This window comes from Thalassotalea sp. G20_0, from assembly GCF_017744175.1.
GTDB lineage: Bacteria > Pseudomonadota > Gammaproteobacteria > Pseudomonadales > Endozoicomonadaceae > Endozoicomonas.
Map to the genome: position 1 here is coordinate 117,828 of NZ_JAGHQV010000002.1, position 25,832 is coordinate 143,659.

A 25,832-nucleotide genomic window follows, 5' to 3' on the forward strand; every position below is an offset into this window, starting at 1 on the left:
CTCCAGCTTCCTCCAGCGTCATGTTGTCAGGGCAAGCATGATGCTGATTAAGTGGCCGCGAAATTGAAAACCGGCAAACAGGTAAAGCAGGTAGCCATTCGTTAGTTTGTGTTGAAAAAACAAGGCCCGCTGTCCATGCAGTAAAATAAGTAATAGGAACGTCGTATAAATTGAATTGTGTTTAATGATTTAACACAGTCTCGACGGAAGGTTGAGGTTCATCCTGGTTAGTTATCTGTGTGTTGCTCAGATTTTCAATGCTGCTCAGCTGCGTACGTTCACCGGCCCGGTGCCAAGGAAAACATCAGGCACAATGAAAAATCTACTAATACAGCCAAGCGTTGAAAGTCATACCCTGCTAGCTGAGTGAAGTTAAAATGCGCTGCCATCCTCGCTACGGGCGCTATTCTCGGACAGCCACCTCGCTAGCCAGAGCCTTTTAAGAATTTAGTTCAGGGTCTGGAGATGGGCAAAAAAAATGTTCTCCGTATGAGCTGTTTTTCTGAATTTACTGAGACATGTAAGCGTTGCTGAACAGTTTTTTCAGGCGCTCAATCAAGATCAGCTTATCCTGCCGGTTCAGAAAAGATCCCAGCTCCAATTCCTTGCCGTGAGAGCGAATATGAATGGAGGGTGCTTGCCATGGATGAGTTGCCTCACGAATGATCAATTGACACCATAGGCGGTGATAATGGTGAGTGCTCAGTGGTGTATAAAAGCCCTTTTGAATGGTGACCTGATGCTCCTGAAAAGTGATCAGCTCTTTCCGCTGACGTTGCCATGCACAGTAATAAATACCGGCAAACAGGGCAGTCACTTCCAGTATGGAAAAAGGCAGGATAACTTTAGCGCCTGCCAGAAAGAAGCCAGCAGCGATGGCCAGGGACACTAAGGTTATCAGCCCCAGTAACAGCAGATTCTGCCGCCAGCTCATGGAGTTATTGGGCTCCAGAAGTATCCTGCCATCCATGCTTTTAGGGGGGAAGTTTATCGTTACCATTACTCCTCATATCTAATTACCCATTATTACTGACATTGTAGTCAGTTATTGTGTTCAGGCCTTGCGGGTCAGCCCAAGATTTTTGAACAACACCCGGTTTTCCTCACTGGCAAATATCTCGCTGATAGTGCGGGTCAGTTTGCGGCTCCAGTTACGGTACTCGCTGCTGGTTCCGGGAACATTCACCGGTGTATCCAGTTCAAGCACATCTTCCAGCTGGATAACAATGATTTTGGATGCGGTTTTGCCCAGGTAGTAATGGATCTTTTCCATCAGTTCCCGGCTATAGCCCATAGAATTTAAATCACTGGGGTCTACGCCATGAGGCGCTTCGCCAATATCGGCAAGTGTGTTGAGCAGAGCCAGTTTGTCTTCATGGCGTGCAACTTTTTCCTGCTCTGTTCTGGCCCAGTCGTAGATACCCAGCTCCTGTCGTAGATCAAGGTCATTACAGTTCCACCAGGCCCTGAGCGTGGGAATATCGTGATTGGAAATACAGGTCAGGGCTCGCGATTTGTACTTTTCTGGTGCCAGAAAATGATCTTCGACCCTGGAAAAGAGCACCACTTCATTGGAGTAGCAATGGGCTGGTGGCAGCGCTGCTTCTATTTCCGGCGGTACGGTCCCCAGGTCTTCACCAAAAATCAGGCATTGCTGTCGCTGGCTTTCCAGTTTAATGATGCCTAGCAGGTCATTAAATGGATAATTAACGTACACGCCATAGTCTGCGGTTTTATCCGGCGGACACCACCAGAGCCGGAGTATTCCCATCACATGATCAATCCGCAGTGCAGCGCAGTGCTGCATATTGGCATAAACCATATCTATAAATGGTGCATACGCCTGCTCCCGCAGCCTGTTTGGGTTGAAGGGCGGGAGTCCCCAGTTCTGCCCCTGTGGCGCAACGGTATCGGGGGGAGCGCCGACGCTGGCATTGAGAACATAGTCGTCACGGTGGGCCCAGACATCGGCTCCGCCCCGGTCTACGCCTACGGCAAGGTCCCGGTAAATACCGACACGCATTCCGGACTCAAGGGCGGCCTGCTGGGCCTCAACCAGTTGTTGCTCGGCCAGCCACTGCAGGTACATATAAAATCGAATTCGTTCTTTTGATCGGGCAACAAAATCCTTTACCTTTGGGCTGTCAGGGGCCTGATAGTCCGCAGGCCAGCAGTTCCAGCCCCAGCTATGGATATCTCTGGATCTGAAGTGCTCAAAGAGGGCTTCATAGGTGGCCTGAAGTTCGAGGTCTTGCCCTTTTTCTTCACAGTAATGGCCAAAGTCCGCTGACTTGCAGGATTGGTTGGCGCTCTCTTTTTGACCAGAAGCTTTTTGACCAGAAGCGTGTTTCTCAAAAAAGTTGAAAGCCATTTCCAGAACAGAAAATTTCAGCGAGGCAACCCGGTCATACTCCACATGTGAGCTGTCCCTGGCTTTCTGTAACTGACGCAGAAAGTCGTCACTGTTCACATGTTGCTGTATTTCCGCTGAATTCTGAAACTCCTTCAGCGCCGTAACATCGATATACAGTGGGTTAATAAAATTCCGGCTCGACGGGCTGTAAGGGCTGCAATGCAGAGGGTTGGACGGGTAGAGCGAATGAATTGGATTCAGGCCGACAATATCAGCCCCTTGTGGCCCGAGTTTGTTCACCAGCTGCTTAAGGTCACTGAAATCCCCCATTCCCCAGTTGTTTTCTGAGCGAAGGGTATAGAGTTGCACACTGACGCCCCAGATTTTTTCGGTAGGGCCGGGTTGTTCAAAACTGAGGATATTTGGTTCATAGCAGGTCTGTGGTGCGACGATCAGGCGGCAACTTTCCTGATGGGATTCCAGGGCAACGGATAGCTCATGGTAGCCTGCAGGAAGATCTTCCGGCAAAGGGCAGAGCAGCCGGATCCGCTCCTGTTGATCCACCGAGAGCCTGTCTTGTTCCGGAAGTTCTGACAGGTTTATGGCGAGGGGTATTGAGCGGCTGTCTTCCAGAATGATTTCACCATGTAGCGATTTATTCCGATGGGCTTCATCAACCTGAACGGGAACCGTAAAAAGCTCTCCGCAATGAACCACGTGAACAATAGGAATCAATGATGACCATTGCTTTCGGAGCATGCTGTCGATTGAGGCCTGGACTTCCAGCTCGTTACCGGCGGCAATACCCATGGCTTTTAACGCATTGCGTTTATAGTCCGTCTCAATGGTGACTGGATTGCCAGCTGCATCAATATAATGGGCGGGAATACCACAAAGCTGGGCCAGAGCATCAATCTGCTTTATCTCGTGCATGGTGGACTCTTTTATGGGTAACTTCAGGGGTAACGAAACATAACCGTTGATGACGGCGGGGGGCGGATATTAGTGAAAATAGTATAGACGGTATCTGAATTGATTTAATGGTCAGGTACTCCCAATCAGAGTGGCTTATAATGAACAGCTTATTGAGTTTGGTGAAGAATTGCTGGATACACCCAAAGCTGACCCTAACCCGGATATTTCATAAACATGCTCCCGTTCTCGCTTGTCCTTTGCCGCTCTAAGGGTTTGTCCCAGAATAACTTCATCATTTTACTCAGTCCGGGAAAATGTCGCCGCCCGCTGCCCGCATAAGCACAAGCGGTTCCGGATTTTCGGGAAGCGGGAGGCGTGCAGCGGGCAGCGTCTGTAGAAATATGGAAGATATTTCAGGACAATTCCTTACCGGGCAAGAGCAGGAGATGGAACCGCTGATCAACACATGCACAGGATCGGTTGGATGAGCTGTTGGAATATCAACAGGAAGAGAACATTCTACTGGATGCCTGATGCTCTTGTCGGAAATTGATAATCCGGTTTTCTGACCATAGCCTCCTGGGGAAAGTCATTTGGTTAACTGGTTCTCGTCCAAAAACACAACCCGCAGTGTAGTATGGAACTCCATTACGTACCTCATGAAATCTGCTCCCAGCTTTCCGGTATCTCGCAATGGCTTGATGCCCATCCACAGTTCAATGACTGGATTTATGAGGACTTAAGTTCTGGTGATAAACAGAACACTGGGCGGAACGGACTATCAGCAGAATCCGTTCTTCGTGCGGCACTCCTGAAACAGTATTTGAATTGTGATTATGACTACTTGTCGTTTGTTTTGATGGACTCCATGCTCTTTCGAGACTTTTGTCGCCTCGAACCAAACCAGCACCCCAGTCGCTCCAGTTTGCATGGGCTCATCAGCCTCCTTACTGCATCTACTCTGGTAAAGAAGAACGGCATCAGCATTATAAAAAACTGCTGCAGTTGACCCGAAAATCCCGGAAGGTGCATATCGTAGCAACTTTCAAGCTTGCAGACGCCCGTCAGCAGGGGCAGTGTCTCCTGGCTGATGATGCCGAAAAATGGCAGGCTGATGTGGATCACCGGTTGCCCCTGGTGGATGCAATAGTCTCTCAGACAGAGCGCAGGGTCTTGAAGGGTGAAAAGATGCCAGCCCGGGAGAAAGTGGTTAGCCTGTATGAACCCCATACGGATATCATCGTAAAAGACAGGCGGCAAGTGCAGTATGGCCATAAACTGAACCTGGTTCAGGGAAAAAGTCGATTGATCCCGGATCTGGTTATCAAGGAAGGTAGTCCAGCGGATTCTGACCGATTCATTCCGATGATGGAAAGACAAAAATAACTTTATGGACGTGTACCTCGCCAGACAAGCAGTCACGGCGGATACGCGTGTCGCGCAAATTTGTAAAAAGCCAAAGCCATGGGAATCAGCGATGTGGCTTTTAATAAAAAACGTGGACTTGAAGTCGAAGAGATGACTAAAAGTCAGTATGTGTATAAAACGCTCTTTCGCTTCCGGGCAGGTATTGAAGCAGGAATTTCCCGGCTAAAAGATGTTGCTCAGTGCTACGGCACTGTTTGCTGCGATTGGTGATATATCAGCATTTAAAAATGGCAGGGAAATGGCTGCCTGGCTGGGCTTGGTCAATCGACCGGTAGCGTGCCCACGTTGCTGGGGATCAGCAAACGGGGCGATACCTACCTGCGAACCCTGTTGATACACGGTGGCAAAACCGTTGTCAGGGTAGCCGACAAACACGACGATCGCCGTAATAATTGGATTAAAGAGCTTGATCAGTGCAAGGGCAAGAATATATCAGCAGTAGCTGTTGCCAATAAAAACGCTCGCATTGCCTGGGCTGTGTTAACCAAGAAAGAGTCGTACAAGGCAGCAGCATGAGCATCGGCATCAAACTATTAAACATTTGTCGTTAGAAAAGAAAAGCAAAAGCGGTTAATCAGTGTAAGAAGCCTGCAACGAGTTGCGTGGATAAAGTTCAAATGTTGGCATAAAAGGTAAGACCTGCACTCCCTTGAACCTGACCGGGGGCAGGGCCCGAAGAGGCCGAAGACCTGATGAGGTGGGAGTGAGCGGATTCCATCAGGGCCAGAGGCATTGAGACCTCACCCCAAAGGCCGGTCTCTTTATTAAGAGAATGGAAGCATTACTCTTTAAAAGCCATTGTGACAACTTTCCCTTGCATCGCGGGGCGGACCATATATGACCCCTGCTTTCTTCGGTAAGCAATTTATATATCGGGTGACTGTCTTTATAAGACAGTCACCTGTTTTGATGAATTTTTTTCCTGCTCTGGTGATCAGCGAAGGCATCAATGGTCTCTTTAGATAGCCATGTTGATGATAATACTGCGACAAATATATGGCTGGCAGGGCGTTCGCCGCAAACTTGGCAGAGCCCCCATATAACATTGCGTGATCGCACTGTGATGATTATCGTTTTTTATCCCTGAGAAAAAAACATTCGTGCGACTATCCAACTTTTGGATATATTGACTTTTAAGTTGGATCATCATCCGTTGCCAGTTTTTTTAGATTTATAACCTCTCGCTCATTCAGGATTCTTGCTTGAGGTATAGAAGATATTGATATGGTGCCGTCAGGTTCAATGGATACTTGGGGTGAGGTTACTATCTGGCAGTCAATGTCAGATGCCGAAAGCAGGCTGATTAATGGTTGTGCACCATTCAGATCTTGTCTCAGGAGCATTGCTCTCATATAGTCACTGCTGTTTGCTTCTCCAAAAGTCAAGATTGCCTTGCCCGGGTTTTCTGTGGTGGAACGTTCAAGAAATTCATTGATTAAACTGGCGGGATTAGGATCTGCCAGAATCAGACCGGTATCATCAATGCTTCCTCCAATCAAATGCATCAGGCTTCTGTTTTGATAGTAGCCGTTGTTTTGGTCGAATTTATCCAGGAGTCCTATTCCTGTGCAATATGTCAGTCCTTCGGTGCGCAGTATAGTTTTTGTGTCAGTGGCAACATAGCGTTTACCCATGGGGACATTATGTGTATTGGCCTCACGAGACAACGTGCGAATAGTGTTTTGCTTTTCTGTATTGTTTGTTTTTCCTATCCTGCGGCCAAATTTGTTGCTGTTGATTTTCTCTACCGCTTGATCTCGCCGGGTTCCTGTATAACTCAGGTCGCTCTGAAGCCTGTTTAGTTCATTGCTGCTGATTGACATAGAAGTTGCGTGTCTAAATGATGAGATAAGGCTTTGCACTGTTTAATCCTCAAAATTGCAAGGTAAGTTTCCTCGTAATTGTTCAGCACCCAGCAAAGGCATATTACTGTAATTCTGAACAGCTTTAAGTAGAGACTGGTATATACCCATAAGTAGCTGACGACAAATAGCTCCGATTTCTGTAGCAGCCTGAGATTTTCTGCTTTAATTTGGCCATTCGAACATCCTGTTCGTTGCCATCGTTGTCGAAGGGGGTTGTAAAATCTGACATTAAGCGCAATGTTTCAGTTTTGAACTCAATGAGTCGTTTAAACAGGTCGTAGGCTTTGGTATGTTTGATTTTTTTTACGCCCAGGCCCTTGCCGATGTTTCTCCATATAGGCGACTAGGCGACTGTTAAAGCACGCTGAAGTAAGTGGTCATAAATCTTCTCAATTCGTTCACTGATAACCCCCCGGCATTCGCTGCATATCGGTGATCTTAAAGCCCTTGCAATAATGTCAGGAAAGACTGAGTAATTTCATCAGACGGTGGTGGCTTACTGTTGTTTTGATTTTGCCAACCCTGTCTTCCAATTCTCTACATCGTTCTTCCAGGCAGGCAAATCTTATGCGAAGCTGCGTATTCTCTTTCAAGAGAACCTCAGTCGATAAAGTTGCAGGTGACTGTGGAACCATGTTGGCAAATGTTGGTAAAAAATATTGCTTGAGAGTTTGGTATAAAAATCAGAAAATTCCAGATTTAGGTGAGGGGTGCTGAACAGTTACAAATTATCCTCTCTTTTCTTGCCAGTAATTATTGAATTTTATTGCTATTGCAGGCCAAAGCCGTTCATCTAATCAGCTCCATAACTACCCGGATTGCTTAAAGCGGATTTTCCTACCTGATAGCGTCTGAAAGCCTGCGACCATCCATGGGCAAGGTTAACAAATCAGGAACTAATCAAAAAGGCCAGGTTGCTTTTCTCGGAATTGATCTGAGCAAAAAGAGTTTCCAGCTACATGGTGTTGATGCCAAAGGTCATGTGGTTATCAAAAAGAAACTTAATCGCAAAGCACTCTTGCCCTTTATTGCTAATCTGCCTCAATGCGCTATTGGCATGGAAACTTGTGGAGGTTAACTACTTATTATGGCCCCCAGTTCGTAAAACCTTACGTAAAGTCAAACAAGAATGATGCTGCTGATGCTGAGGCTATCTGTGAAGCAATGCAACGGCCCAGCATGTGCTTTGTACCAACCAAAACGATTGAGCAGCAGGATATTCAGAGCCTGCACAGAATACGCAGCCAGGCCGTGGCCAGAAGGACTGCATTGGGTAACCAGATCAGAGGTTTGTTAATACAGGGTCATTATTCCCAAGTGCATAGCCTTCATTCGTAAACAGATCCCCCTGGTGCTGGAAGATGCTGAAAACGGTTTAACAGTGTTGTTCCGTGAACTTCTCAGTGAACTGTACGAAGAGATGAAACACCTGGACGAGCGAGTAGAAAAGCTTGAACAAAAGCTCGAAACCATTGCAGCCAATAATGAAGCTTGCAAACTATTGCTAAACTCTTTAGTCATGATGGAAAACTTTTCCTTGCAATGCGGGGCGGAGCATATATGACCCCTGCTTTCCCCAAGTCCTGAGCAGCCTGGCTGCTCATAAATGATGTTTTATCAAAGCGCTGATTGCCTTTGTCCTTTCTGGACATTGATTACCGACAAAAAAACTGATTTTTTGGATACTCCCGGTCGTGATATTTGGTTATTTTGGCTTTAGATTCTTTGGATGTCCTGTAATCCGTTATCCTGTAATCCGCCTTGTTTCACCTTATCTCGCCTCCAGCTTTCAATCTCAATGTTTCGGGAATTTTTTGTTAGGCATTCTTACACACTTGTTAGCAATAATTTGCTACCAACAAGTTATAAGGCTCAAAATACTTAAAATTATGAAGGAATAAAGACTTGGATCAATTAGTAAACCCGTCCCTGTTGCCAGGGGCATATACCCCAGAACACTCTAAAATGGAGGCAAACAGCTTATCTACAAATAGTGATGATAAGAAGTATCTTCCAGGCGCAGCAGGACACAAAGAAATTAATTGTGGAAATATGGGGCTTTCATCAAGGTGCATTTCTGAGGTTATGATCGAAAAAGATAAGGATAATCACTACATCGACCTTGCAAAAAATATAGTCCTCACTGTAGATCCCACGCTTCATGATTCAATTGATGAGGACTCCTGGAAAAACATGGCTGATAGTTTACAGTTTTCAGGTATTGATTCATTAGAGAAAGCCACTGCTATGGATTTAAAGGTATGCCCTCCATGTCCGGTCTTTCACACATGGGTCGCACTGCATGGTACCACCATATTTAATGGCTTGAATAATCCTGAAAAATACCAGGGGATGAATTATGTTCAAAGGATATTAGAAGAAGGAACTGAACTCAGTAAAAATGATATCCCACTGCTTATAGTGTTTTCAGATATGAAGCTAAGAGAATCTCAAATTGATCAGATGAAGGGTGAATTTAAAAAACATGATAATATCTTATGTGTCTCTTTGGAAACAGACCTACAGCTAGAATTCCCAATAGAATTAAAGGAATATGCTTCATCTATGGACGTTAGGTTTTTGGATTCTATTAGAATTGTTGTATCTCAAAACATTACTAAGACTATAAGTTTTTGCATGGATAAGGCAAAGTCTGAAAACAAACCCCAACTGGCTGATCGTTTAGAAAAGCTCGGCGTTAATCATTTGTTTTATTCAGATATTGATAATCAATGGTTATCCAAACCACCTTATATATTAGCTAGACATGGGATGTTTACTCTGCCAATAATGGCAAAAAAATTGCCACTCATCACCTTTCATTGTGGTGATTGGTTTGTAGAAGAACTATCTGATTATGATAGAGAGCGTTTAAAGGCGCATAGGTCATTTTTCTCTGATTTTCCTTACTTAAATAAAAATAATTCAAAAAAATGGTCTAAGGAGAAAGCGAGAAAGCTATTTGATTATATTTTAAGTGGTAAAGCAAAATTGAATTATCAATATCTATCAAAACAGATCGTAAAAATTTCCTCTGACTATCATTCTCTATTGAAACCTGATGATGAAGTTGTTTCCTGGGAAGGTGACAATGGTTGTTTCTTTGTGACAGAGCACTCTAAAGATGCTTTTTTAAGAGCCGCTTCAAAGAGAATCCAAGAGATAAACCTTCATCAAAAGCCAAATACTAAATGTTGTCATAATCCAGACCCATCATACTATAGAGAAGCTCATAGTCTCGTTGGAATGCAATTACTCAAGCATTATTATTATGGAAAGGATTACACATGGGACGTTTGATAGAAGAGAGGAATGGATTTAAACCATGCAATGTAATAATCGTTTCTATCGGGCCATTGGCACGCTGGCATCACTGAAAAGCTATGCTCAGAAAATGGCAACTATTTCTAACAAAGTATTCTATGAACTTCTTGGTGCACCTCTCAAAAATTACCGTTGGAGTTGGGGAGCTGCCCGTCCTGATAATTCTGTTATGTTGACATGTTGGAACGAAAAGCGTCGGAAAATAAACGGCAAGACGTATGCTTTGATTCTCTGGTCCGATAAGGCTATCGAAGCTTGGCCAGAAAGTAATCAGAAATCACCTGGTATGGCTGAGCGTCGTCATCATGCCGAGATGATTACCCAAGGTGCGAAAACATATATTCGTCTTGTCAAGGGAGAGGCTGGTGTGATTGATGATGTTAATGACCGTGGCGATGTATCCATTGATGAAGACGGTGCAATGCTTGTGGCTCTTGATGGTAGAATGCCCATTCGTAAACTGAAGATTTGATACAATGTTTGATATCATTGTGATTGTGTTGATAGTGTTATCTCCATTAATTATTCATCTGTTTAAACGCTGGATGACAGTTGACCCACAGAATGCATCCAGACCGAGACAGCATAAACCCCGTGAGCATGTACTGCATCAGTACGGATACGACAAATATGGGAATAGGCTAAAATAGCGGATTTTAACGACCTGTAAGAGTAACCAGTCCTCCCTCTACCTTCTCCCTCCTGATCCGGATATTTCTTGATTATTCGGGCAATTTGTCTACTTACCCTGAATACTGTGCCAATCAACCTTCGACCGTGCATCCTGAGCGGGGTCGAAGGACGCTCAGGGTGAACGGAGATTTTACACATCAAACTCATCGAAATGATGTACCAGGGTCAGTGGTTATTGATCAATTTCCGGTGCCCGGGTTCGGCGAAAGGCAACGCCGTTGGCATCGAACAGATAACAATGCTCAGGTGACAGCTCGATACGTATTTTACTGCCTTCTTCCCGGCGAAGGGAGTCTTCTACCCGCACAATAAAATGCTCTCGAATGGTGTCGTGGCCCATATAGATAAATGACTCGGCACCCAGGCGCTCCAGTGCTTCAATACGTCCATCAACGGCATTGCCATTGTCGGTCTCCGCCAGGGTATGTTCCGGTCGAATCCCTAACACAACACGGGAGCCCGGATCGGCTTTGCTGGTATCGACACAGGCTTTCAGTGTTTCGCCTGTGGTCAGACGAACATGCGTCTCTTGTTCTCCATTTTTTTCAATGACGCCGTCAAAGAAGTTCATTTTGGGTGAGCCAATAAAACCGGCAACGAACAGGTTGGCCGGATGGTGATAAAGTTCCAGCGGTTTGCCCACCTGCTCAAGGTTGCTGGCCGCGCCTTGTGCCAGGGGGCTCAATACCACAATCTGATCCGCCAGGGTCATGGCTTCCACCTGATCATGGGTGACGTAGATGGAGGTGGTTTTCAGTCGGCGATGTAATCTGGCGATCTCCTGCCTCATCTGGACACGCAGGGCGACATCAAGGTTCGACAGAGGCTCATCAAACAGAAAGACCCTGGGCTGTTGCACAATGGAACGGCCAATAGCAACCCGCTGTCGTTGGCCTCCGGACATGGCTTTGGGTTTACGCTCCAGCAGTGCCTGCAGTTGCAGGATGCGGGCGGCTTCATCAACCCTCTCATCAACAACGCTTTTTTGTGCCCTGGCCAGCTTCAGGCCAAACGCCATGTTTTCGGCAACGGACATGTGGGGATAGAGGGCGTAAGACTGGAAGACCATGCCCACACGCCGCTCATTGGGTGGCCAGTCATTCACCTTCTCGCCATCAATGCTCAGCTCACCGCTGGTGATATCTTCCAGTCCACAGATCATCCTCAGCAGCGTTGACTTGCCACAACCGGATGGGCCGATGAACGCGATAAATTCACCATCACCAATGTTCAGGTTGATATCTTTCAGAGTCCAGGTTTGCCCCTGGTCATAACTTTTCGCAATGTTGACGAGTCTAACTTCTGCCATAGGACACCTTTAACAGATCGCTGCCCGCCGCCCGTTGCCCGTTGCCCGCAAAAGCCGGATTTGCTTACGCTTTTACGGGCAGCGGGAAGCAGGCGGCGGGCGGCGTTTTTTTTAACCTTTGACACCGCCCGATGTTAGTCCTCCGACGATCCAGCGCTGGCAGGCAAGGAAAATAATGGTAATGGGAAAACCGGAGAGCACAGCGGCAGCGGCAAAGTCGCCCCATAAATAGTTCTGTGGGTTCAGGTACTGCCTTGAGCCCACCGCAAGGGTGAGATTATCCATACTCTGGAGTAGCACGGATGCCACCGGGTATTCGGCAATACTGGCGATAAATGCCAGGATAAAAACAACCGCCAGAATGGGAACGGACAGCGGCAACAGCACAAAACGGAATGCCTGCCAGGGCGTTGCCCCATCAATAGCCGCTGCTTCTTCCAGAGAGTTATCGATGGTTTCAAAGTACCCTTTGATCAGCCAGATATGCAGTGCCATGCCTCCCAGGTAGGCGATTGTGACGGAACCCAGGCTATCCAGACCGAGCCAGGGGATGTAGTCACCAATCTTGTCAAACAGTGAGTAGATGGCAACAAGCGCAAGGACGGCCGGGAACATCTGCAGGATCATCATGGCCGTCAGCATCTGTTGTTTAAACCGGAACCGCAGCCGGGCAAAGGCATAGGCACCGGTTGTCGCCAGAATCAATATCAGGGCAGAGCTGGTGATGGCGACCTTGATGGAGTTCCACAGCCAGGTCAGCACCGGAAACGGTGGTTGGGTAATAGAGCCATCGGCATTCTCCCAGGGGATACCCAGTGCCAGATACCAGTGTTCAAGGCTGGGGTTTTGAGGAATCAAAGAGCCCGTGGCAAAGTTACCGGTGCGCAGGGAAACCGAGATAATCATGAAAAAAGGGAACAGGATAATCAGCAGGAAAAGCCACATCACAATACGGGCTGACCAGACCCGGTACTTCAGATTTCTTGGTTGCACCATTGCCATGACACAGTCTCCTGTATGGCTACGTAAAAGCTTTACCACAAAGGCACAAAGTCACTGAGAAGAGATGTTTCCCGTTTCCAAAGCTTCAGGATGTTGAATAAATGCATCAAAATAAGTCTGCAAAAAGCGCTTTGTGTCTTGGTGTCTTTGTGGTTCAAAAAAATGGTTCCCGGCATTACTGCAATCGTCGTGTTGCTGTCAGGTTTGCCCAGGCAATAAAGCCCACCATCAGAAAGATCGCTGTGGCAATCGCGGAGGCCAGACCGTAATCCTGGCCATAGGAGCCAAAGGCAATACGGAAGGTGTAGCTCACCAGGATATCCGTAGTTCCGGCCGGGGTAGTGGCGTGGAGCATGTCCGGAGCGCCACCGGTTAACAGGGCGATCAGAACCAGGTTGTTAAAATTAAAGGCAAAGCTGGCAATCAGTAGTGGAATCAGCGGTTTGATGATCATCGGAATGGTAATGTGGAAAAGATTCTGGATCGGTGAAGCGCCATCAATGGCCGACGCTTCATAGAGATCATCCGGAATACTTTTCAGCAGCCCGATACAGAGGATCATCATGTAGGGGTAGCCCAGCCAGGTGTTGACAATAATGACCATGGATTTGGCCAGCAGCTCATTACTGAACCATTCTGGTTTAATTCCGAAGAGCATATCCAGTAGCAGGTTGATTTCACCAAAGTTCTGGTTAAACAGCCCTCTGAAAATCAGGATGGAAATAAAAGCCGGTACCGCGTAAGGCAGGATCAACAGCAACCGGTAAACACCATTCCCTTTCAGCGGCTCCCATTGCACCAGACAGGCCATTAACAGGCCGATGATCAGTGTGAAGGCGACAGAAAGCCCGGCAAAAATAACCGTCCAGGTAAAGATCTTCAGGAAAGGTCCCTGAATACCCGGGTCAGTAAAGACCCGGACAAAGTTATCCCATCCCGTATAGATGGTGAAACCGGGACCCATCTGCTCGGTACCGGCTTCATTGGTGTAATACCCCGTAGCCATATCCGGATAGATGATCTCTCCCGTGCGGTTATCGACTAGGGCAAGGCTTTGTTCCGGGTATTGCCGGTCAGAGTGGTCATCGGGACGATAAATCCTGGCAATAGCCCCGAACTTTCTCAGACTGGTCATGGCCAGCTCAGTGCCATCAGGCAGAACAATATCCAGCTTCTGCAGGGTCGAACGCTTTTTGATGACGTCCCGGATAGGGAGGGCCGCTCCGGTTGGCACATGGATGGATTCAAAGGCTTTCAGCTCCTGAGGCTTGTCACTTTCGGTAAATGGCTCGGTCAGGTAGTGCGCCTCACCGCCTGCAGCGCTGGTCAGCATCAGCCGGAAGCTGGGGCCTTCCTGATACATTTTGAAAGAAAACGATTCGCCGCCCGTACGGTAGGTCTTTGCCAGGTGTATAGCCCTGACCCGTTCAAGAGAAAGCAGGTGGTTGGAGCTGTAATTGGTAAAGGCGACATTGACCGTGTAAACCAGCGGAAAGACGATAAAGGTAATTATCCCCAGAAGGCTGGGGTAAACATAGCGATAGTTGTACCCTTTTCTACTGATAACAACCCATGTACCTACCGCTGCGAGAAGCAGCACGAGCATGGCAAAAGCCAGTTCTCCCTGGGCATACATCAAGGTCACACCGTATAAAAGTACCAGATCAATAACGGCAACAATACCGATCACCAGATAGGCACCGTTACTGTTGCTGGCTCTTGATGTGCTCATGGGGTGCTGGCCTCTCGACAGGAAACGGTTAGCCGATGATGCGTTTTGCCGCGTCGTTCAGGGCTTCACGGTAGTTTTGTCGGCCACTGGTAATATTGCGCAGAGCGGTCTCCATGGCAGACCAGAATTTACCCATCTCGGGAACATTTGGCATGATCAGGCCCTGTTCAACATTCTTGTACGTTGCTGCGATACGAGGGTCTTTCATCAGTTTTTTCATCAACGCCCTATTGGCTACGGCACCAAGAGGGACGTCGTTGTTCATAACGGTCAACCCCTGTTCGGTGAGCAGGTAATTCTCCAGAAACTCTTTGGCAATGGACTTGTTAGGGCTGGCATTATTAAGTGCTGCCCCCCATACGCCAACGAATGCCTTGGCCGGTTTGCCATGAAGTTTGGGCAGTGGTGCAACACCATAGTTGATTTTACTCTTATCCAGATTCGCCCAGGCCCAGGGGCCGGTGATCATCATGGCGACTTTCTGCTGGTTGAAATTGGCTTCCATCACGCCATAGTCAACGCCACGTGGCATCACGCCTTTATCGATCAGGTCGAGCAGCATCTTGGCACCTTCCATTGCGCCTTTGTCGTTTACACCGGTTTTCTTAACGTCATAGCCTTTGGCCGTTTTCTGAAAAACATAACCGCCATCTGCTGCCAGCAGTGGCATGGTGAAATAGGGTTGAACCTGATCCCACATAATCGTAATGATGCCTTTTTCATTCTTCTTGTTGGGGACTGGCTGCTGTTTCAGTTTACTGGCCAGGGGAAACATTTCTTCAAAGGTGGCAGGCGGTGTTGGCAGGATCTCTTTGTTATAAATAAGGCTGATGGCTTCCAGAGAGACAGGGTAGCCATAGATTTTGCCATTACTGGTCATGGCTTCCCAGCCAATGTTGTTCACGCCTTTTTTAAACTCTGATGATGGGCGGACAGGTGCCAGCAAACCACTTCTCGCCCATTCACCATATCGGTCATGGGCCCAGAAAATAATGTCAGGTCCGCTGCCGGAGGCTGCTGCCTGTTGAAAGCGGTCGGTAATATTTTCCGGGATTTCGACTTTAACGGTTATCTCCATGTCTTTGGTAAACTGGGCACCGACCTTGCGAATACCTTCATAGGCTTTGTCGCCACCAACCCATATCAACAGCTCGTCAGAGCTGAAGGCCGATACGCTACCGGCAAAGATCAGTGACAGTGCTGTCAGGATAGCTGGGAAAGTTTTTTTAATCAGCGAAGGGATCATTTCTGATTTCTCCGGGCAAACCAGGCTGCTTGAAAGCGGCTGGCTATTCGGGTAAGGGACGTCGTTAACAGGTTAAAAGAACCATGGTTGATTACTAAAAAACCAGTCAGGTCTTAGCCAGATGAATGAATCGAATACCGACTAATAATAATCGCTGTGTTTGAGTATGCCAGTAAGAATATCCAATACATTAATTAAGGTGATGTTTTGGTTATTAACAGTTTGTTTTTAATACTACTTTTCCGCTGCGTGGTTATATTTGAATGTCAGTTGTTATTTGATTTATATAAATCAGTTATTTGTCGTCGTTTATATTGCTTAAATTGATATAACTCTAAAAAAAAACGACAAAAGTATACCTAATCAGGGTCAGGCAACTATAACTTACTCATGGTTTTCCATTATTGGTAATGGCGCAAGGACTAACTTTGCCTCCATATACCGGTTCTTAGTTTTTAGTTACTTCTCTCAAGCTGTTTTCTGTGACGACTCCTCTCAATAGATCAATCTGACAAGCTTGAGCTGCCACAAGAGAGTGTTTGATATGGATAGAATCAATGTAGATCTGAGTTCAGTTCGTAATATGGATACGGTTCAGATTGAACAGGGAATTCGTCGTCATCTTGAACAGTCTCTCGGGGTTGAACCCGAGGAAGCGACCCCCGGCGATTACTGGGAATCATTAAGCCTGCTGGCCAGGGAGATCAATCTGGATCGTACCAGGAATACCCGGAGGGATGAAAAAGACCAGGGAGCCCGAAGGGTTTACTACCTGTCACTTGAGTTTATGGTAGGGCGCTTGCTGGGCAATAACCTTCATAATCTGGGGATCTACCATCAGGCTGAAAAAGCCATGGCCAGTTTTGGCGTGAGCCTTGCGGATGTTCTGGAATACGAAACGGATCCGGCACTGGGTAATGGCGGGCTTGGACGACTGGCGGCCTGTTTTCTCGACTCACTGACCACTCTGAACGTTCCCGCATTTGGTTATGGCATTAATTACCGCTTTGGTCTGTTCAAGCAGGGCTTTGTCAGCGGTAAACAGGTGGAAAGCCCGGATGCCTGGCGGGAAGACAATTTTCCCTGGGGCATTGAAAAACCGAAAAGAAAACAGGTTATACGATTATACGGCAAGGTCAGGGAGGTTGATGGCAAAAAGCTGTGGGAGGATACCCAGGAAGTGCTCGGTGTTCCCTGGGACTTGCCAATAACCGGCTATAACACTGAGCGTGTTAACACCCTGCGCCTCTGGGAGGGGCGGGCGACAGAAGGGTTCGACCTGGACAGCTTTGATGCCGGTCGTTATCAGGATTCCAGGTTCCGGGAAATTCTTGCAGAAAATATCAGTCAGGTGCTCTATCCAAACGACAGTCATCCGGAAGGCAAAGAGCTGCGCTTTATTCAGCAGTATTTCTTTGTTGCCTGCTCGCTGGCGGATCTTATTGCCCGTTACAAGCGTGAGCATAAAGGCTGGGAAGAATTCACCAGTAAAGTCGTTATTCAGTTAAATGATACGCACCCGGCAATCGCTGTGCCTGAGATGATGCGAATACTTATGGATGAAGAGGATTTTGTGTTTACCAAGGCTTTGGAAGTATGCCGCAGCGTTTTCTGCTACACCAACCATACGCTGCTGCCTGAAGCCCTGGAAACCTGGCCTCAGGGGTTGGTCGCAAGGGTTTTACCCAGACACATGCAGTTGATCTATAAACTGAACTACCACTTTCTGAATAAGGAGGTAGAAGCACGGTGGCCCGGTGACCATCAGATGAAACGTCGCCTGTCTATTATTGAAGAGCCGGCAAATCCTGCGGAACCACAAATGGTACGTATGGCATACCTGTCGGTTATTGGCAGTCATAAAGTCAATGGTGTGGCTGCTTTGCACTCAATGCTGGTGAAGGCAAATCTCTTCCCGGAATTTGACCAGCTCTGGCCTGAGAAAATTGTCAATGTCACCAATGGCGTAACCCCCAGACGCTGGCTTGCCAACTGTAACCCTGAACTTGCTGAGCTGATTGATCAGACGCTCAGCGGCGACTGGCGCAGCGATCTTGCCCAATTAAGCGAGTTAAAGACCCGGGCTGATGATCCACAGTTTCAGGAAACATTTGCCCGGATCAAACTGGACAATAAGAAACACCTGACTGGTGTTATAGATGAGCTGGGCGGTGTCAAAGTCAATCCTGAGGCGATCTTTGATGTGCAAATCAAGCGTCTGCATGAATACAAACGGCAGCAGCTGAATCTTTTGCATATCATCGCGATTTACCGTCGTCTGCTCGAAGACCCCGACCTGGATGTACCACAACGGGTGTTTATTTTTTCAGCCAAAGCAGCGCCGGGTTATCTGGTGGCGAAAAACATTATCTACGCCATTAATCGTGTGGCTGAGCGAGTCAATAATGACCGCCGCATTCGGGACAAGCTGAAAGTGGTGTTCCTGCCCAATTACCGGGTCAGTCTGGCTGAGAAAATCATTCCTGCGGCCAATGTTTCTGAGCAGATATCCACCGCCGGTTTTGAGGCTTCAGGTACCGGGAATATGAAATTTGCCCTGAATGGCGCGTTAACCATAGGAACCCTGGATGGTGCCAATGTGGAAATTGCTGAAGAGGTGGGCGAGGACAATATCTTTATTTTCGGCAAGACGGTGGATGACGTCAGTGATCTGCGTCAGCGGGGTTATAACCCCCGGGATGTCTATCAGCACAATGAAGAACTGAAGGCGGTTATTGACTGGCTGGCATCGGGAGACCTCACTCCTGACGAGCCGGATGCCTTTCGTCCACTGGTGGAATCTCTGCTGGATTCGGACTACTTCCTGACCCTGGCAGACTACCAGTCTTACAGTGACGCCCATGACCGGATCGTTCAAGCCTGGAAGAATCCATCCCACTGGTGGCGAATGGCGATCATTAATACCGCATCCATGGGCAAGTTTTCATCGGATCGGTCCATTGTCGACTACTGTAAAACCATCTGGAATATTGATGTCTAGGATTATGGACGATGCTCTTGAAGGTATCCGGCTGGATTCTGACAGCCGGGATACCGTGCTTGATGACCTTCTGAATAGCTGCTGTGCCAGCCCCTTTGATTTGCTTGGTTGGCATCCCGCCAGAACCGGTAAAGGGCTGGTAGTCAGAGTATGGCGGCCAGACGCCATCAGTGTGGATGTTATTGATGAGGTTACCGGAAAGAGCCTGGGGCCCGCGACTGATATTGCACCGGGGCTGTTTGAGCTGCAATTTCCGGAGATCTCTCAGCCTCTGGCGTATCACCTGCTGGTCACCAATGCCCAGCATCATCAGTTCAGGGCTAACGACCCTTATCAATTTTCCAGCCTCTGTCGCACAGAGCCGGTCATCCGCCACAACTGGCTGCACCATACACTGGGTGCGCACCTCCATTCTGTGACGCTTTCAGGCCATAGCTGGCAAGGCGTCATATTTCGTGTTTATGCGCCCCATGCCCGCAGTGTCAGTGTGATTGGTTCATTTAACCACTGGGATGGTCGGCTGCACCAGATGGCCGGCAGCAACAGTGGTATATGGCAGTTGTTTATTCCTGAAGTAACAGCGGGGGATCTGTATAAATTTGAGCTGAAAGACCCGAATGGTCAGCTTCTGCCCCATAAGGCGGACCCCTTTGCCTTTTATGCAGAGCAGCCACCGGGGAATGCATCCATTGTCTATGATTCCCGCAAATATCAATGGCAGAATACGGTGTGGCATCAGCGCCAGGGGTTAGATCGACCGGTCTGTATTTATGAGGTACACCTGGGCTCCTGGAAAAAAGGCAAGCTTGGGCAGCTGTTGAATTACACTGAACTGGCTGAACAACTGGTGCCTTATGTGCAAGAGATGGGGTTTACTCATGTTGAATTTCTCCCGCTTCACGAGCACCCTTTTAATGGTTCCTGGGGTTATCAGCCGGTAGGTTTATTTGCGCCAACCAGCCGTTACGGTGATCCGGATGGGTTGAAAGCATTAATAGACCGGTTTCATGATGCTGGTATCGGGGTCATTCTTGACTGGGTTCCGGCACACTTTCCCTCTGACACTCATGGCCTGGCCCGCTTTGATGGCACCCATCTTTATGAATATGAAGATCCCCAAAGGGGATGGCATCCGGACTGGCAGACACATATTTATAACTACGGACGCCCGGAGGTCAGACACTTTCTGATCAGCAATGCGTTGTTCTGGTTTGAACAGTTCCATGTGGATGGTCTGCGGGTGGATGCGGTCGCTTCCATGCTCTATCTCGACTATTCAAGGGGCGCAGGCGAGTGGCAACCTAATGTTCTGGGGGGCAATGAACACCTTGAGGCCGTCCAGTTTATCAGGGAGCTGAATGAAACCGTATACCAGCACTATCCCGATGCCATGATGATTGCTGAAGAGTCTACCAGCTGGCCGGGAGTCTCGATGCCTACTTACGACAACGGGCTGGGGTTTGGTTACAAGTGGAATATGGGGTGGATGCATGACAGCCTGAATTACCTGGCCCGCTATCCGGAGCATCGTCGTTATCACCATGATCAGATCCTGTTCAGCATGGTGTACAACGACAGTGAACACTTTATTTTACCGCTTTCCCATGATGAGGTGGTCCATGGCAAAGGCACACTGCTCAGCCGAATGCCGGGAGATGAGTGGCAGCAGTTTGCCAACCTTCGCGCTTTGTACGGTTATATGTTTGGGCATCCCGGTAAAAAATTGTTGTTTATGGGCGCGGAGCTGGGTTCCTGCCGTGAATGGAATCACGATGGTCAGCTGGACTGGTTGTTACCGGAGGAAAGTCAATTTTCCCGTGGTCTAACGACTATGGTCAGGCATTTGAATGCCACTTACCGGGCCTCACCTGCCTTATGGCATTTCGATTACAACCCAACGGGCTTTCAGTGGTTAATTACCGATGATGAGCTTCAGTCAGTTATCGCCTTCAGTCGGCATACCGTCAATGACTCACCGGTGGTGGTCATTTGTAATTTTACCCCGGTGGTCAGGCCCCATTACCGGCTGGGAGTCCCCGTAGCCGGTGTCTGGAAAGAGGTGTTTAATTCCGACAGTCGTGAGTTTGCCGGCAGTGGTGTGTTGAATGAACTGTCCCTGGTGGCAGAACCTGTGCCAATGCATCATCAGCTGCATTCATTAGTGATGACGCTACCGCCATTAGCGACGGTTTTTTTGCACCTGAACGAATAAACCATTTCTCTGGATATGAGCAGATTGCTCATTAAGGATGCGCGAATATGAGTCATTTTTTCACGCCGGATGATTATGCCATTGCAGTGGCTGAGTCCCCCGTTGGCAAATACGTCTACACCCCTTATGTAAAAAGTCTGTTTATGACGCATCCAGTGAACTCTGTGCTGGATCTGCGCTGCAGCGAAGGTTTCTTTTCCCGCCTTGCCCTGGCGGCCGGGGCTGAGTATGTGGTGGGTGTGGATCAGTGTCCGGCCATGCTGGATCGGGCTATACAGTTGAACGAGTCTGCTGACCCTGGTATTGAGTACAAGCAGGCGGATCCAACAACATTGCGACTGGAGCGTTCATTTTCAGCGGTGCTGGCCTTCTGGCTGACCTGTCGTCTGGCGAGCCTGAGCCATCTGAAAGAGCTGGCTGAAACCCTCTGGTATCATACGTCACCGGGCGGCTATAGTTATCTGCTGGCGCTGGATTCTGAGCGTCATGCCCGGGTACAGGGTAATCCTCAGGCACCGGATGACTGCTATGGAAAAAAAGTGGACGCTGTGGCAAACCTGCAGGACGGTGATCCGTTTGAACTGGCCATTCAAGTCGGGGAAACTGAGGTTCATTTTACCGATTACTGCTGGTCTACCGATACTATTGTCCAGTGCTTGCAAGAAGCAGGTTTGACCAACGTGAATGTGCTTTACCCAAACGTTTCTGAAGAAGGGCTTAAGGCCAGGGGGGGCGATTACTGGGCAGCATATCAGGCCGATCCGTTTATTGTGGCGATTGAGGCGTTCAGGAAGTGAGGGATAGTTTTTCGGTATTACTCCATATACTCAAGAAAATCGCCCGCTACTATAGTTCGTCGTCTCCGTATGTTTGATTTCAGGAAGTGCCGAGTTGTCTGCTGTTGCCGTTCTTCCCAGAATGCTGGGAACCCTGTTTTATTACTCTCCAATCTCCGAAGAAGCCAGCAGCGTTATCGCCGAACTGGCTGAGCTGCCTGCTCTGCTGGACTGGCAGAATCCTTCTCTTATTGAAGAAGCTGCTGCACAGCTGTGTTCTGTGGATATAGCGGAATTGACTTATCAATTTTCCCTGCTGTTTGAGGGGCAGGGCGCTATGCCAGCGCCGCCCTGGGGATCGGTTTATCTGGACCGGGAGAATTTGCTGCTGGGTGAAACGGCGCAGGCTTATCGCCAGTTTCTGCGGGCAAACCAGGTGGAACTGGATACCGATTTGAATGAGCCGGAAGATCAGTTTGGCCTGATGATTCTGGCCATGGCTTACTTTATGGAAACGGAGAATGACGATGCGGTGGTGGAATTGCTTGGCACCCATCTGCTGCCATGGTCTGGCCGTTATCTGGAATTGCTGGCAGAGGCGGATGAGAGCGGCTTTTACCGTGCGCTGGCGGTGGTGGCTGATGAATTCCTGAAGGAAGTCTCTGCAGCGTATGATGTAATGGCGGAACCCCGTCAGTTATATCGATAAGCTTTTTGCACCGCAATATACATTAAGGCTGTCGTACTAGCACTTGAACCACAAAGGCACAAAGACACAAAGTTTTTATGGGCTTGCCTGAGCTACGCACGGCAAACAATAAAGGCTTCCTTTGTGTCTTCGTGTCTTTGTGGTGCAAAAAACTGGCTAATTCACAGCCTGTTGTTTCATCACCTGCAGCAGTGCCTGAACCGGGTGTGGAATCTTGCCATCACCATAACGTTTCACCTGGCTGCGACAGGAATAACCGGTAGCCACCAGCCTGCCACTGTGTTCAGGGTTCTGCACAACCTCCTTCCAGCTCATATCGTAGAGCTTTCTTGAGGTTTCCTGATTACGGGTCTCATGGCCGTAGATGCCCGCCATGCCACAACAGCCGGTGGCTTTATAGGTGAGTTTAAGGCCCAGGTCACTGAATAACTGTTGCCATTGAGCAGGAGCTGCGGGGACATTGGAGATTTCTGTGCAGTGGCCCAGTAGCACAAAGTCTTCGCTTTTGTTGGAAAGAGCCGTGCTGGCAAGGTTTAATTGCAACTGACGTATTGTTTCTGACTGTTTGGCAAACCATTCGGACAGGAGCAGTACTTCCGGGGATCTGTCGCCCATCACTTCCCGGTACTCATCCCGATAGGTCAGGGTAACCGCCGCATCAATGCCCACCAGGCTGATGCCAGTGTCGGCCAGTGCTTTCAGCTCCTCACCATTGGTTCTGGCGATTTTTTCAAACCGACCCAGGAAGCCATAGACATGGAGTACTTTTCCATTGGGGCGGTAAGGGGCAATCAATGGGCGGTAGCCAAGACGAATCAGCAGTTCAACCAGGTCGGTCAGCAGCGGTGTTTCAAAGAAGCTGGTAAAGGCATCCTGAATAATAATGACGGTTTTATCCCGTTCACTATCGGGGATGGCATCCAGCAACGTGCGGTTGGCAATGGCCGCACCAGCACGACAGCAGTCGTTAACCGGCGATGAACTGGTAATCGCCGGAATATCCTGCAGACCAATGGTTTTGCTGGCAAGGGTATTGGCCACTGACCAGCCCATAACCAGATTGTAAGCCGGTTTGATCCTGGCGAGTACCGGCAGCATTGGCTCCAGTAAACCGGCCACATGGTGTTTGACCGGTCTCGGGTAGCGGCCATGATAAAGTTCGAAGTAACGGGAGCGCAGGTCGGGCACATTGACCTGAATCGGGCATTGCCCGGCACAGGACTTACAGCTCATGCAGTTATCCAGAGCTCCATACACCTGATGACTGAAGTCCTCTTCACCCCGCCATTTGTTCACCAGGTTTATCAGTTTCTGACCACCGTTGTAGAGTGGGCCCGCCTGACGGATCTTATGGCTTTCGCCAGCTATGTCGGCACCAGCGGCGGTTTGTAACCGCAGCCACTCCCGCACCAGACCAGAGCGGCCTTTCGGGGATTGCGTCCGGTCATAGGTGGCTTTCCAGGTGGGGCACATGGCGCTGTTGGGGTTGTAATTAAAGCAGGCACCGTTGCCGTTGCAGTACAAACTGCTGGTAAACGCGGCAAAGGCATTGCGCTCAATTTCCCGGTCCTGCTGGCCACGGGTGGGCACTTCATCAATCTTCAGCAGCTGAACCGGTTCGGTGGCGGGGGTGGCAATCTTGCCGGGGTTTAACTGGTTGTAAGGATCAAATACGCCTTTAATTTCCTGCAGCACCGGGTAGAGTTCGGCAAAGAAGTCCGGTGCGTATTCCGAACGGATTCCTTTACCGTGCTCGCCCCAGAGCACACCACCATAACTTCTGGCCAGGGCGGCCACGTCATCACTGATTAACCGGACCAGTTTCTCCTGTTCCGGGTCTTTCATATCGATGGCCGGGCGCACATGGAGAACACCGGCATCCACATGCCCGAACATGCCATAGGAAAGGTGGTGACTGTCCAGTAGTGCCCGGAAAGCCTGAATAAAGTCAGCGAGATTTTCCGGAGGAACCGCCACATCTTCCACAAAGGGTATAGGGCGTGCGTCGCCTTTCATATTGCCCAGCAGCCCGACAGCCTGCTTGCGCATGTTCCAGATTTTTTTAACATTGCCGGTGCCTTTCACGACGCTGTGACCGGCACGCCAGATACTGACCGGTTCTTCCAGTACGGCTGTCAGGCGATCGATACCCTGCTGAATCTCCGTTTCATTGTCGCCGGTAAACTCGACAAAGTTGATGCCGTCAATATCATCACTCTGCCCGGGAAAGAAGTCTTTGACGTTTTCCCAGACACTGTCAGCCTTTGCCAGCCCAAGCACACGGGAGTCGATGGTTTCAATGGAATCTGGCACAGCGGACATCAGTGTCTGGGCATCCTGCAGCGAGTCCTGGAAACTTTTGTAGAAAACCAGCACCAGGGCAGAGTGTTTGGGAATAGGCAGCAGGTTAACTTTAATCTCACTGATGATGGCCAGGGTTCCTTCGGAACCGCAGAGAATGGCATTCAGATCATGCTGGTTATCTTTATTGACAATATTGGCCAGGTCATAGCCGGTCAGGTTTCGATTCAGGTGAGGGAATACGTCAGACACCTGTTGTTGATGTTCGCGGTGGGTCTTTTTCAGGGTGTTATAAATCTCGCCAATGCGGTCCTGTCGTTGACACAGCTGCTCTAGTTGATCGTTATCGACTGGTGAGGAGTTCCATACCGTGCCATCGGCAAGCACCGAGGTCAGTTCAAGTACATGGTGCCGGGTTTTGCCATACACCACAGAACCCTGACCGCTGGCATCGGTATTCACCATGCCGCCCACGGTTGCCCGGTTGCTGGTGGAGAGTTCCGGGGCAAAGAACAGGCCTTCTTTCGCTGCCAGCTCGTTCAGGTAGTCTTTGACCACGCCGGATTGAACCCTGGCCCAGCGCTCTCTGGTATTGATCTCCAGCACCTGGTGCATATAACGACTGGTGTCCACCATAAAACCAGACGTCAGCGACTGACCATTGGTGCCGGTACCACCACCGCGGGGAGACACGACGATCTGATGGAACGCCGGTTTATTGGCCAGGGTGAGAATCCTGCTGATGTCTGCCGTTGAGCGAGGGTAGAGTACTCCCTCTGGCAGTACCTGATAGATCGAATTGTCTGTTGCCAGAACGGTCCGGTCGGCATAGCCCAGCTCAATATCCCCGCTAAAACCAGCAGAGGCCAGTTCACGGGCAAAGTGGCTATACAAGGTGTTTGTTGTTTTCTGATCCAGCCTGCTGATCACAGCTTTACTCCCCATCAATCCCGTGGGGTATTGTAC

The 25,832-nt window shown here is 48.8% G+C and carries 20 protein-coding genes and 1 pseudogene; 13 read left to right on the forward strand and 8 right to left on the reverse strand.

Annotated elements, in window-relative coordinates; translation table 11 throughout:
- Positions 1 to 508 precede the first annotated feature (508 nt).
- Both J7438_RS01700 and malQ read right to left on the reverse strand, forming a co-directional pair.
- A complete protein-coding gene (locus tag J7438_RS01700) occupies positions 509 to 1,000 on the reverse strand; it encodes a DUF2244 domain-containing protein (protein WP_209275180.1) in 492 nt (163 codons plus the stop codon).
- A gap of 54 nt (positions 1,001 to 1,054) precedes the next feature.
- Positions 1,055 to 3,286: a 4-alpha-glucanotransferase gene (gene malQ, locus J7438_RS01705; protein WP_209275181.1), complete on the reverse strand. Its 2,232-nt coding sequence runs from the start codon at positions 3,284 to 3,286 to the stop codon at positions 1,055 to 1,057.
- 1,008 nt (positions 3,287 to 4,294) lie between these two features.
- Here malQ and J7438_RS01710 point away from each other — a divergent pair.
- The 4 genes from J7438_RS01710 (at position 4,295) to J7438_RS01725 (ending at position 5,212) form a co-directional block, all read left to right on the forward strand.
- A complete protein-coding gene (locus tag J7438_RS01710; RefSeq protein WP_209275182.1) occupies positions 4,295 to 4,654 on the forward strand; it encodes a hypothetical protein in 360 nt (119 codons plus the stop codon).
- A gap of 78 nt (positions 4,655 to 4,732) precedes the next feature.
- The gene (locus J7438_RS01715; RefSeq protein WP_209275255.1) at positions 4,733 to 4,906 is read left to right on the forward strand and encodes a hypothetical protein; all 174 of its coding nucleotides are present in this window, start codon (positions 4,733 to 4,735) and stop codon (positions 4,904 to 4,906) included.
- The gene (locus tag J7438_RS28155; protein ID WP_209275183.1) at positions 4,866 to 5,030 is read left to right on the forward strand and encodes a transposase; all 165 of its coding nucleotides are present in this window, start codon (positions 4,866 to 4,868) and stop codon (positions 5,028 to 5,030) included. The genes J7438_RS01715 and J7438_RS28155 overlap by 41 nt, the downstream gene beginning before the upstream one ends.
- Entirely contained in the window at positions 4,973 to 5,212 is a 240-nt protein-coding gene (locus tag J7438_RS01725; protein WP_209275184.1) for a hypothetical protein, read from the forward strand. Before J7438_RS28155 ends, J7438_RS01725 begins: the two co-directional genes overlap by 58 nt.
- Before the next feature lie 617 nt (positions 5,213 to 5,829).
- Here the strand turns inward: J7438_RS01725 and J7438_RS01730 are convergent.
- Positions 5,830 to 6,558, reverse strand: coding sequence for a hypothetical protein (locus tag J7438_RS01730; protein ID WP_209275185.1), 729 nt, complete (start codon positions 6,556 to 6,558; stop codon positions 5,830 to 5,832).
- Positions 6,559 to 7,432: 874 nt separating this feature from the next.
- Here J7438_RS01730 and J7438_RS01740 point away from each other — a divergent pair.
- The 5 genes and pseudogenes from J7438_RS01740 (at position 7,433) to J7438_RS01760 (ending at position 10,357) form a co-directional block, all read left to right on the forward strand.
- Positions 7,433 to 7,639 carry a transposase gene (locus J7438_RS01740; protein WP_209275186.1) on the forward strand — a complete coding sequence of 69 codons (207 nt, stop codon included), beginning with the start codon at positions 7,433 to 7,435 and terminating at the stop codon, positions 7,637 to 7,639.
- Between the two features lie 14 nt (positions 7,640 to 7,653).
- Positions 7,654 to 7,863, forward strand: a pseudogene (locus J7438_RS28160) (IS110 family transposase); the annotation flags it as partial.
- 49 nt (positions 7,864 to 7,912) lie between these two features.
- A complete protein-coding gene (locus tag J7438_RS01750; protein ID WP_209275188.1) occupies positions 7,913 to 8,125 on the forward strand; it encodes a hypothetical protein in 213 nt (70 codons plus the stop codon).
- 341 nt (positions 8,126 to 8,466) lie between these two features.
- Positions 8,467 to 9,861, forward strand: coding sequence for a hypothetical protein (locus tag J7438_RS01755; RefSeq protein WP_209275189.1), 1,395 nt, complete (start codon positions 8,467 to 8,469; stop codon positions 9,859 to 9,861).
- A 25-nt stretch (positions 9,862 to 9,886) separates the two neighbouring features.
- Complete coding sequence (locus tag J7438_RS01760; RefSeq protein ID WP_209275190.1) at positions 9,887 to 10,357, forward strand: hypothetical protein; 471 nt, start codon at positions 9,887 to 9,889, stop codon at positions 10,355 to 10,357.
- Positions 10,358 to 10,750: 393 nt separating this feature from the next.
- Here the strand turns inward: J7438_RS01760 and J7438_RS01765 are convergent, their stop codons facing one another.
- From J7438_RS01765 to malE, 4 genes are all read right to left on the reverse strand, one after another.
- The gene (locus tag J7438_RS01765; RefSeq protein WP_209201766.1) at positions 10,751 to 11,887 is read right to left on the reverse strand and encodes an ABC transporter ATP-binding protein; all 1,137 of its coding nucleotides are present in this window, start codon (positions 11,885 to 11,887) and stop codon (positions 10,751 to 10,753) included.
- A 111-nt stretch (positions 11,888 to 11,998) separates the two neighbouring features.
- A complete protein-coding gene (gene malG, locus J7438_RS01770; protein WP_209201767.1) occupies positions 11,999 to 12,889 on the reverse strand; it encodes a maltose ABC transporter permease MalG in 891 nt (296 codons plus the stop codon).
- Positions 12,890 to 13,064: 175 nt separating this feature from the next.
- Positions 13,065 to 14,621 carry a maltose ABC transporter permease MalF gene (malF, locus tag J7438_RS01775; RefSeq protein ID WP_209275191.1) on the reverse strand — a complete coding sequence of 519 codons (1,557 nt, stop codon included), beginning with the start codon at positions 14,619 to 14,621 and terminating at the stop codon, positions 13,065 to 13,067.
- 28 nt (positions 14,622 to 14,649) lie between these two features.
- Positions 14,650 to 15,867, reverse strand: coding sequence for a maltose/maltodextrin ABC transporter substrate-binding protein MalE (malE, locus tag J7438_RS01780; RefSeq protein ID WP_209201769.1), 1,218 nt, complete (start codon positions 15,865 to 15,867; stop codon positions 14,650 to 14,652).
- A gap of 544 nt (positions 15,868 to 16,411) precedes the next feature.
- On the opposite strand from malE, the gene J7438_RS01785 reads away from it, so the two are divergent.
- The 4 genes from J7438_RS01785 to dmsD all read left to right on the forward strand — a co-directional run bounded on the left by J7438_RS01785 (position 16,412) and on the right by dmsD (position 22,565).
- The gene (locus J7438_RS01785) at positions 16,412 to 18,868 is read left to right on the forward strand and encodes a glycogen/starch/alpha-glucan phosphorylase (RefSeq protein ID WP_209275192.1); all 2,457 of its coding nucleotides are present in this window, start codon (positions 16,412 to 16,414) and stop codon (positions 18,866 to 18,868) included.
- On the forward strand, positions 18,861 to 21,080 hold the full coding sequence (glgB, locus tag J7438_RS01790; RefSeq protein WP_353620084.1) for a 1,4-alpha-glucan branching protein GlgB: 2,220 nt from the start codon (positions 18,861 to 18,863) through the stop codon (positions 21,078 to 21,080). The genes J7438_RS01785 and glgB overlap by 8 nt, the downstream gene beginning before the upstream one ends.
- A 47-nt stretch (positions 21,081 to 21,127) precedes the next feature.
- Entirely contained in the window at positions 21,128 to 21,877 is a 750-nt protein-coding gene (locus J7438_RS01795) for a class I SAM-dependent methyltransferase (RefSeq protein WP_209275193.1), read from the forward strand.
- Between the two features lie 94 nt (positions 21,878 to 21,971).
- Positions 21,972 to 22,565: a Tat proofreading chaperone DmsD gene (gene dmsD / locus J7438_RS01800; RefSeq protein ID WP_209275194.1), complete on the forward strand. Its 594-nt coding sequence runs from the start codon at positions 21,972 to 21,974 to the stop codon at positions 22,563 to 22,565.
- A gap of 156 nt (positions 22,566 to 22,721) precedes the next feature.
- On the opposite strand, the gene ydiJ is transcribed toward dmsD, so the two are convergent.
- Positions 22,722 to 25,796 carry a D-2-hydroxyglutarate dehydrogenase YdiJ gene (gene ydiJ / locus J7438_RS01805; protein WP_209275195.1) on the reverse strand — a complete coding sequence of 1,025 codons (3,075 nt, stop codon included), beginning with the start codon at positions 25,794 to 25,796 and terminating at the stop codon, positions 22,722 to 22,724.
- Between the last annotated feature and the right edge of the window lie 36 nt (positions 25,797 to 25,832).

Coding starts and splice junctions, on each gene's coding strand:
- J7438_RS01700 (WP_209275180.1), bottom strand. CDS start 1,000: ATGGTAACGATAAACTTCCCCCCTAAAAGCATGGATGGCAGGATACTT.
- malQ (WP_209275181.1), bottom strand. CDS start 3,286: ATGCACGAGATAAAGCAGATTGATGCTCTGGCCCAGCTTTGTGGTATT.
- J7438_RS01715 (WP_209275255.1), top strand. CDS start 4,733: ATGGGAATCAGCGATGTGGCTTTTAATAAAAAACGTGGACTTGAAGTC.
- J7438_RS28155 (WP_209275183.1), top strand. CDS start 4,866: ATGTTGCTCAGTGCTACGGCACTGTTTGCTGCGATTGGTGATATATCA.
- J7438_RS01740 (WP_209275186.1), top strand. CDS start 7,433: ATGGGCAAGGTTAACAAATCAGGAACTAATCAAAAAGGCCAGGTTGCT.
- J7438_RS01760 (WP_209275190.1), top strand. CDS start 9,887: ATGCAATGTAATAATCGTTTCTATCGGGCCATTGGCACGCTGGCATCA.
- J7438_RS01765 (WP_209201766.1), bottom strand. CDS start 11,887: ATGGCAGAAGTTAGACTCGTCAACATTGCGAAAAGTTATGACCAGGGG.
- malG (WP_209201767.1), bottom strand. CDS start 12,889: ATGGCAATGGTGCAACCAAGAAATCTGAAGTACCGGGTCTGGTCAGCC.
- malF (WP_209275191.1), bottom strand. CDS start 14,621: ATGAGCACATCAAGAGCCAGCAACAGTAACGGTGCCTATCTGGTGATC.
- malE (WP_209201769.1), bottom strand. CDS start 15,867: ATGATCCCTTCGCTGATTAAAAAAACTTTCCCAGCTATCCTGACAGCA.
- J7438_RS01785 (WP_209275192.1), top strand. CDS start 16,412: ATGGATAGAATCAATGTAGATCTGAGTTCAGTTCGTAATATGGATACG.
- glgB (WP_353620084.1), top strand. CDS start 18,861: ATGTCTAGGATTATGGACGATGCTCTTGAAGGTATCCGGCTGGATTCT.
- J7438_RS01795 (WP_209275193.1), top strand. CDS start 21,128: ATGAGTCATTTTTTCACGCCGGATGATTATGCCATTGCAGTGGCTGAG.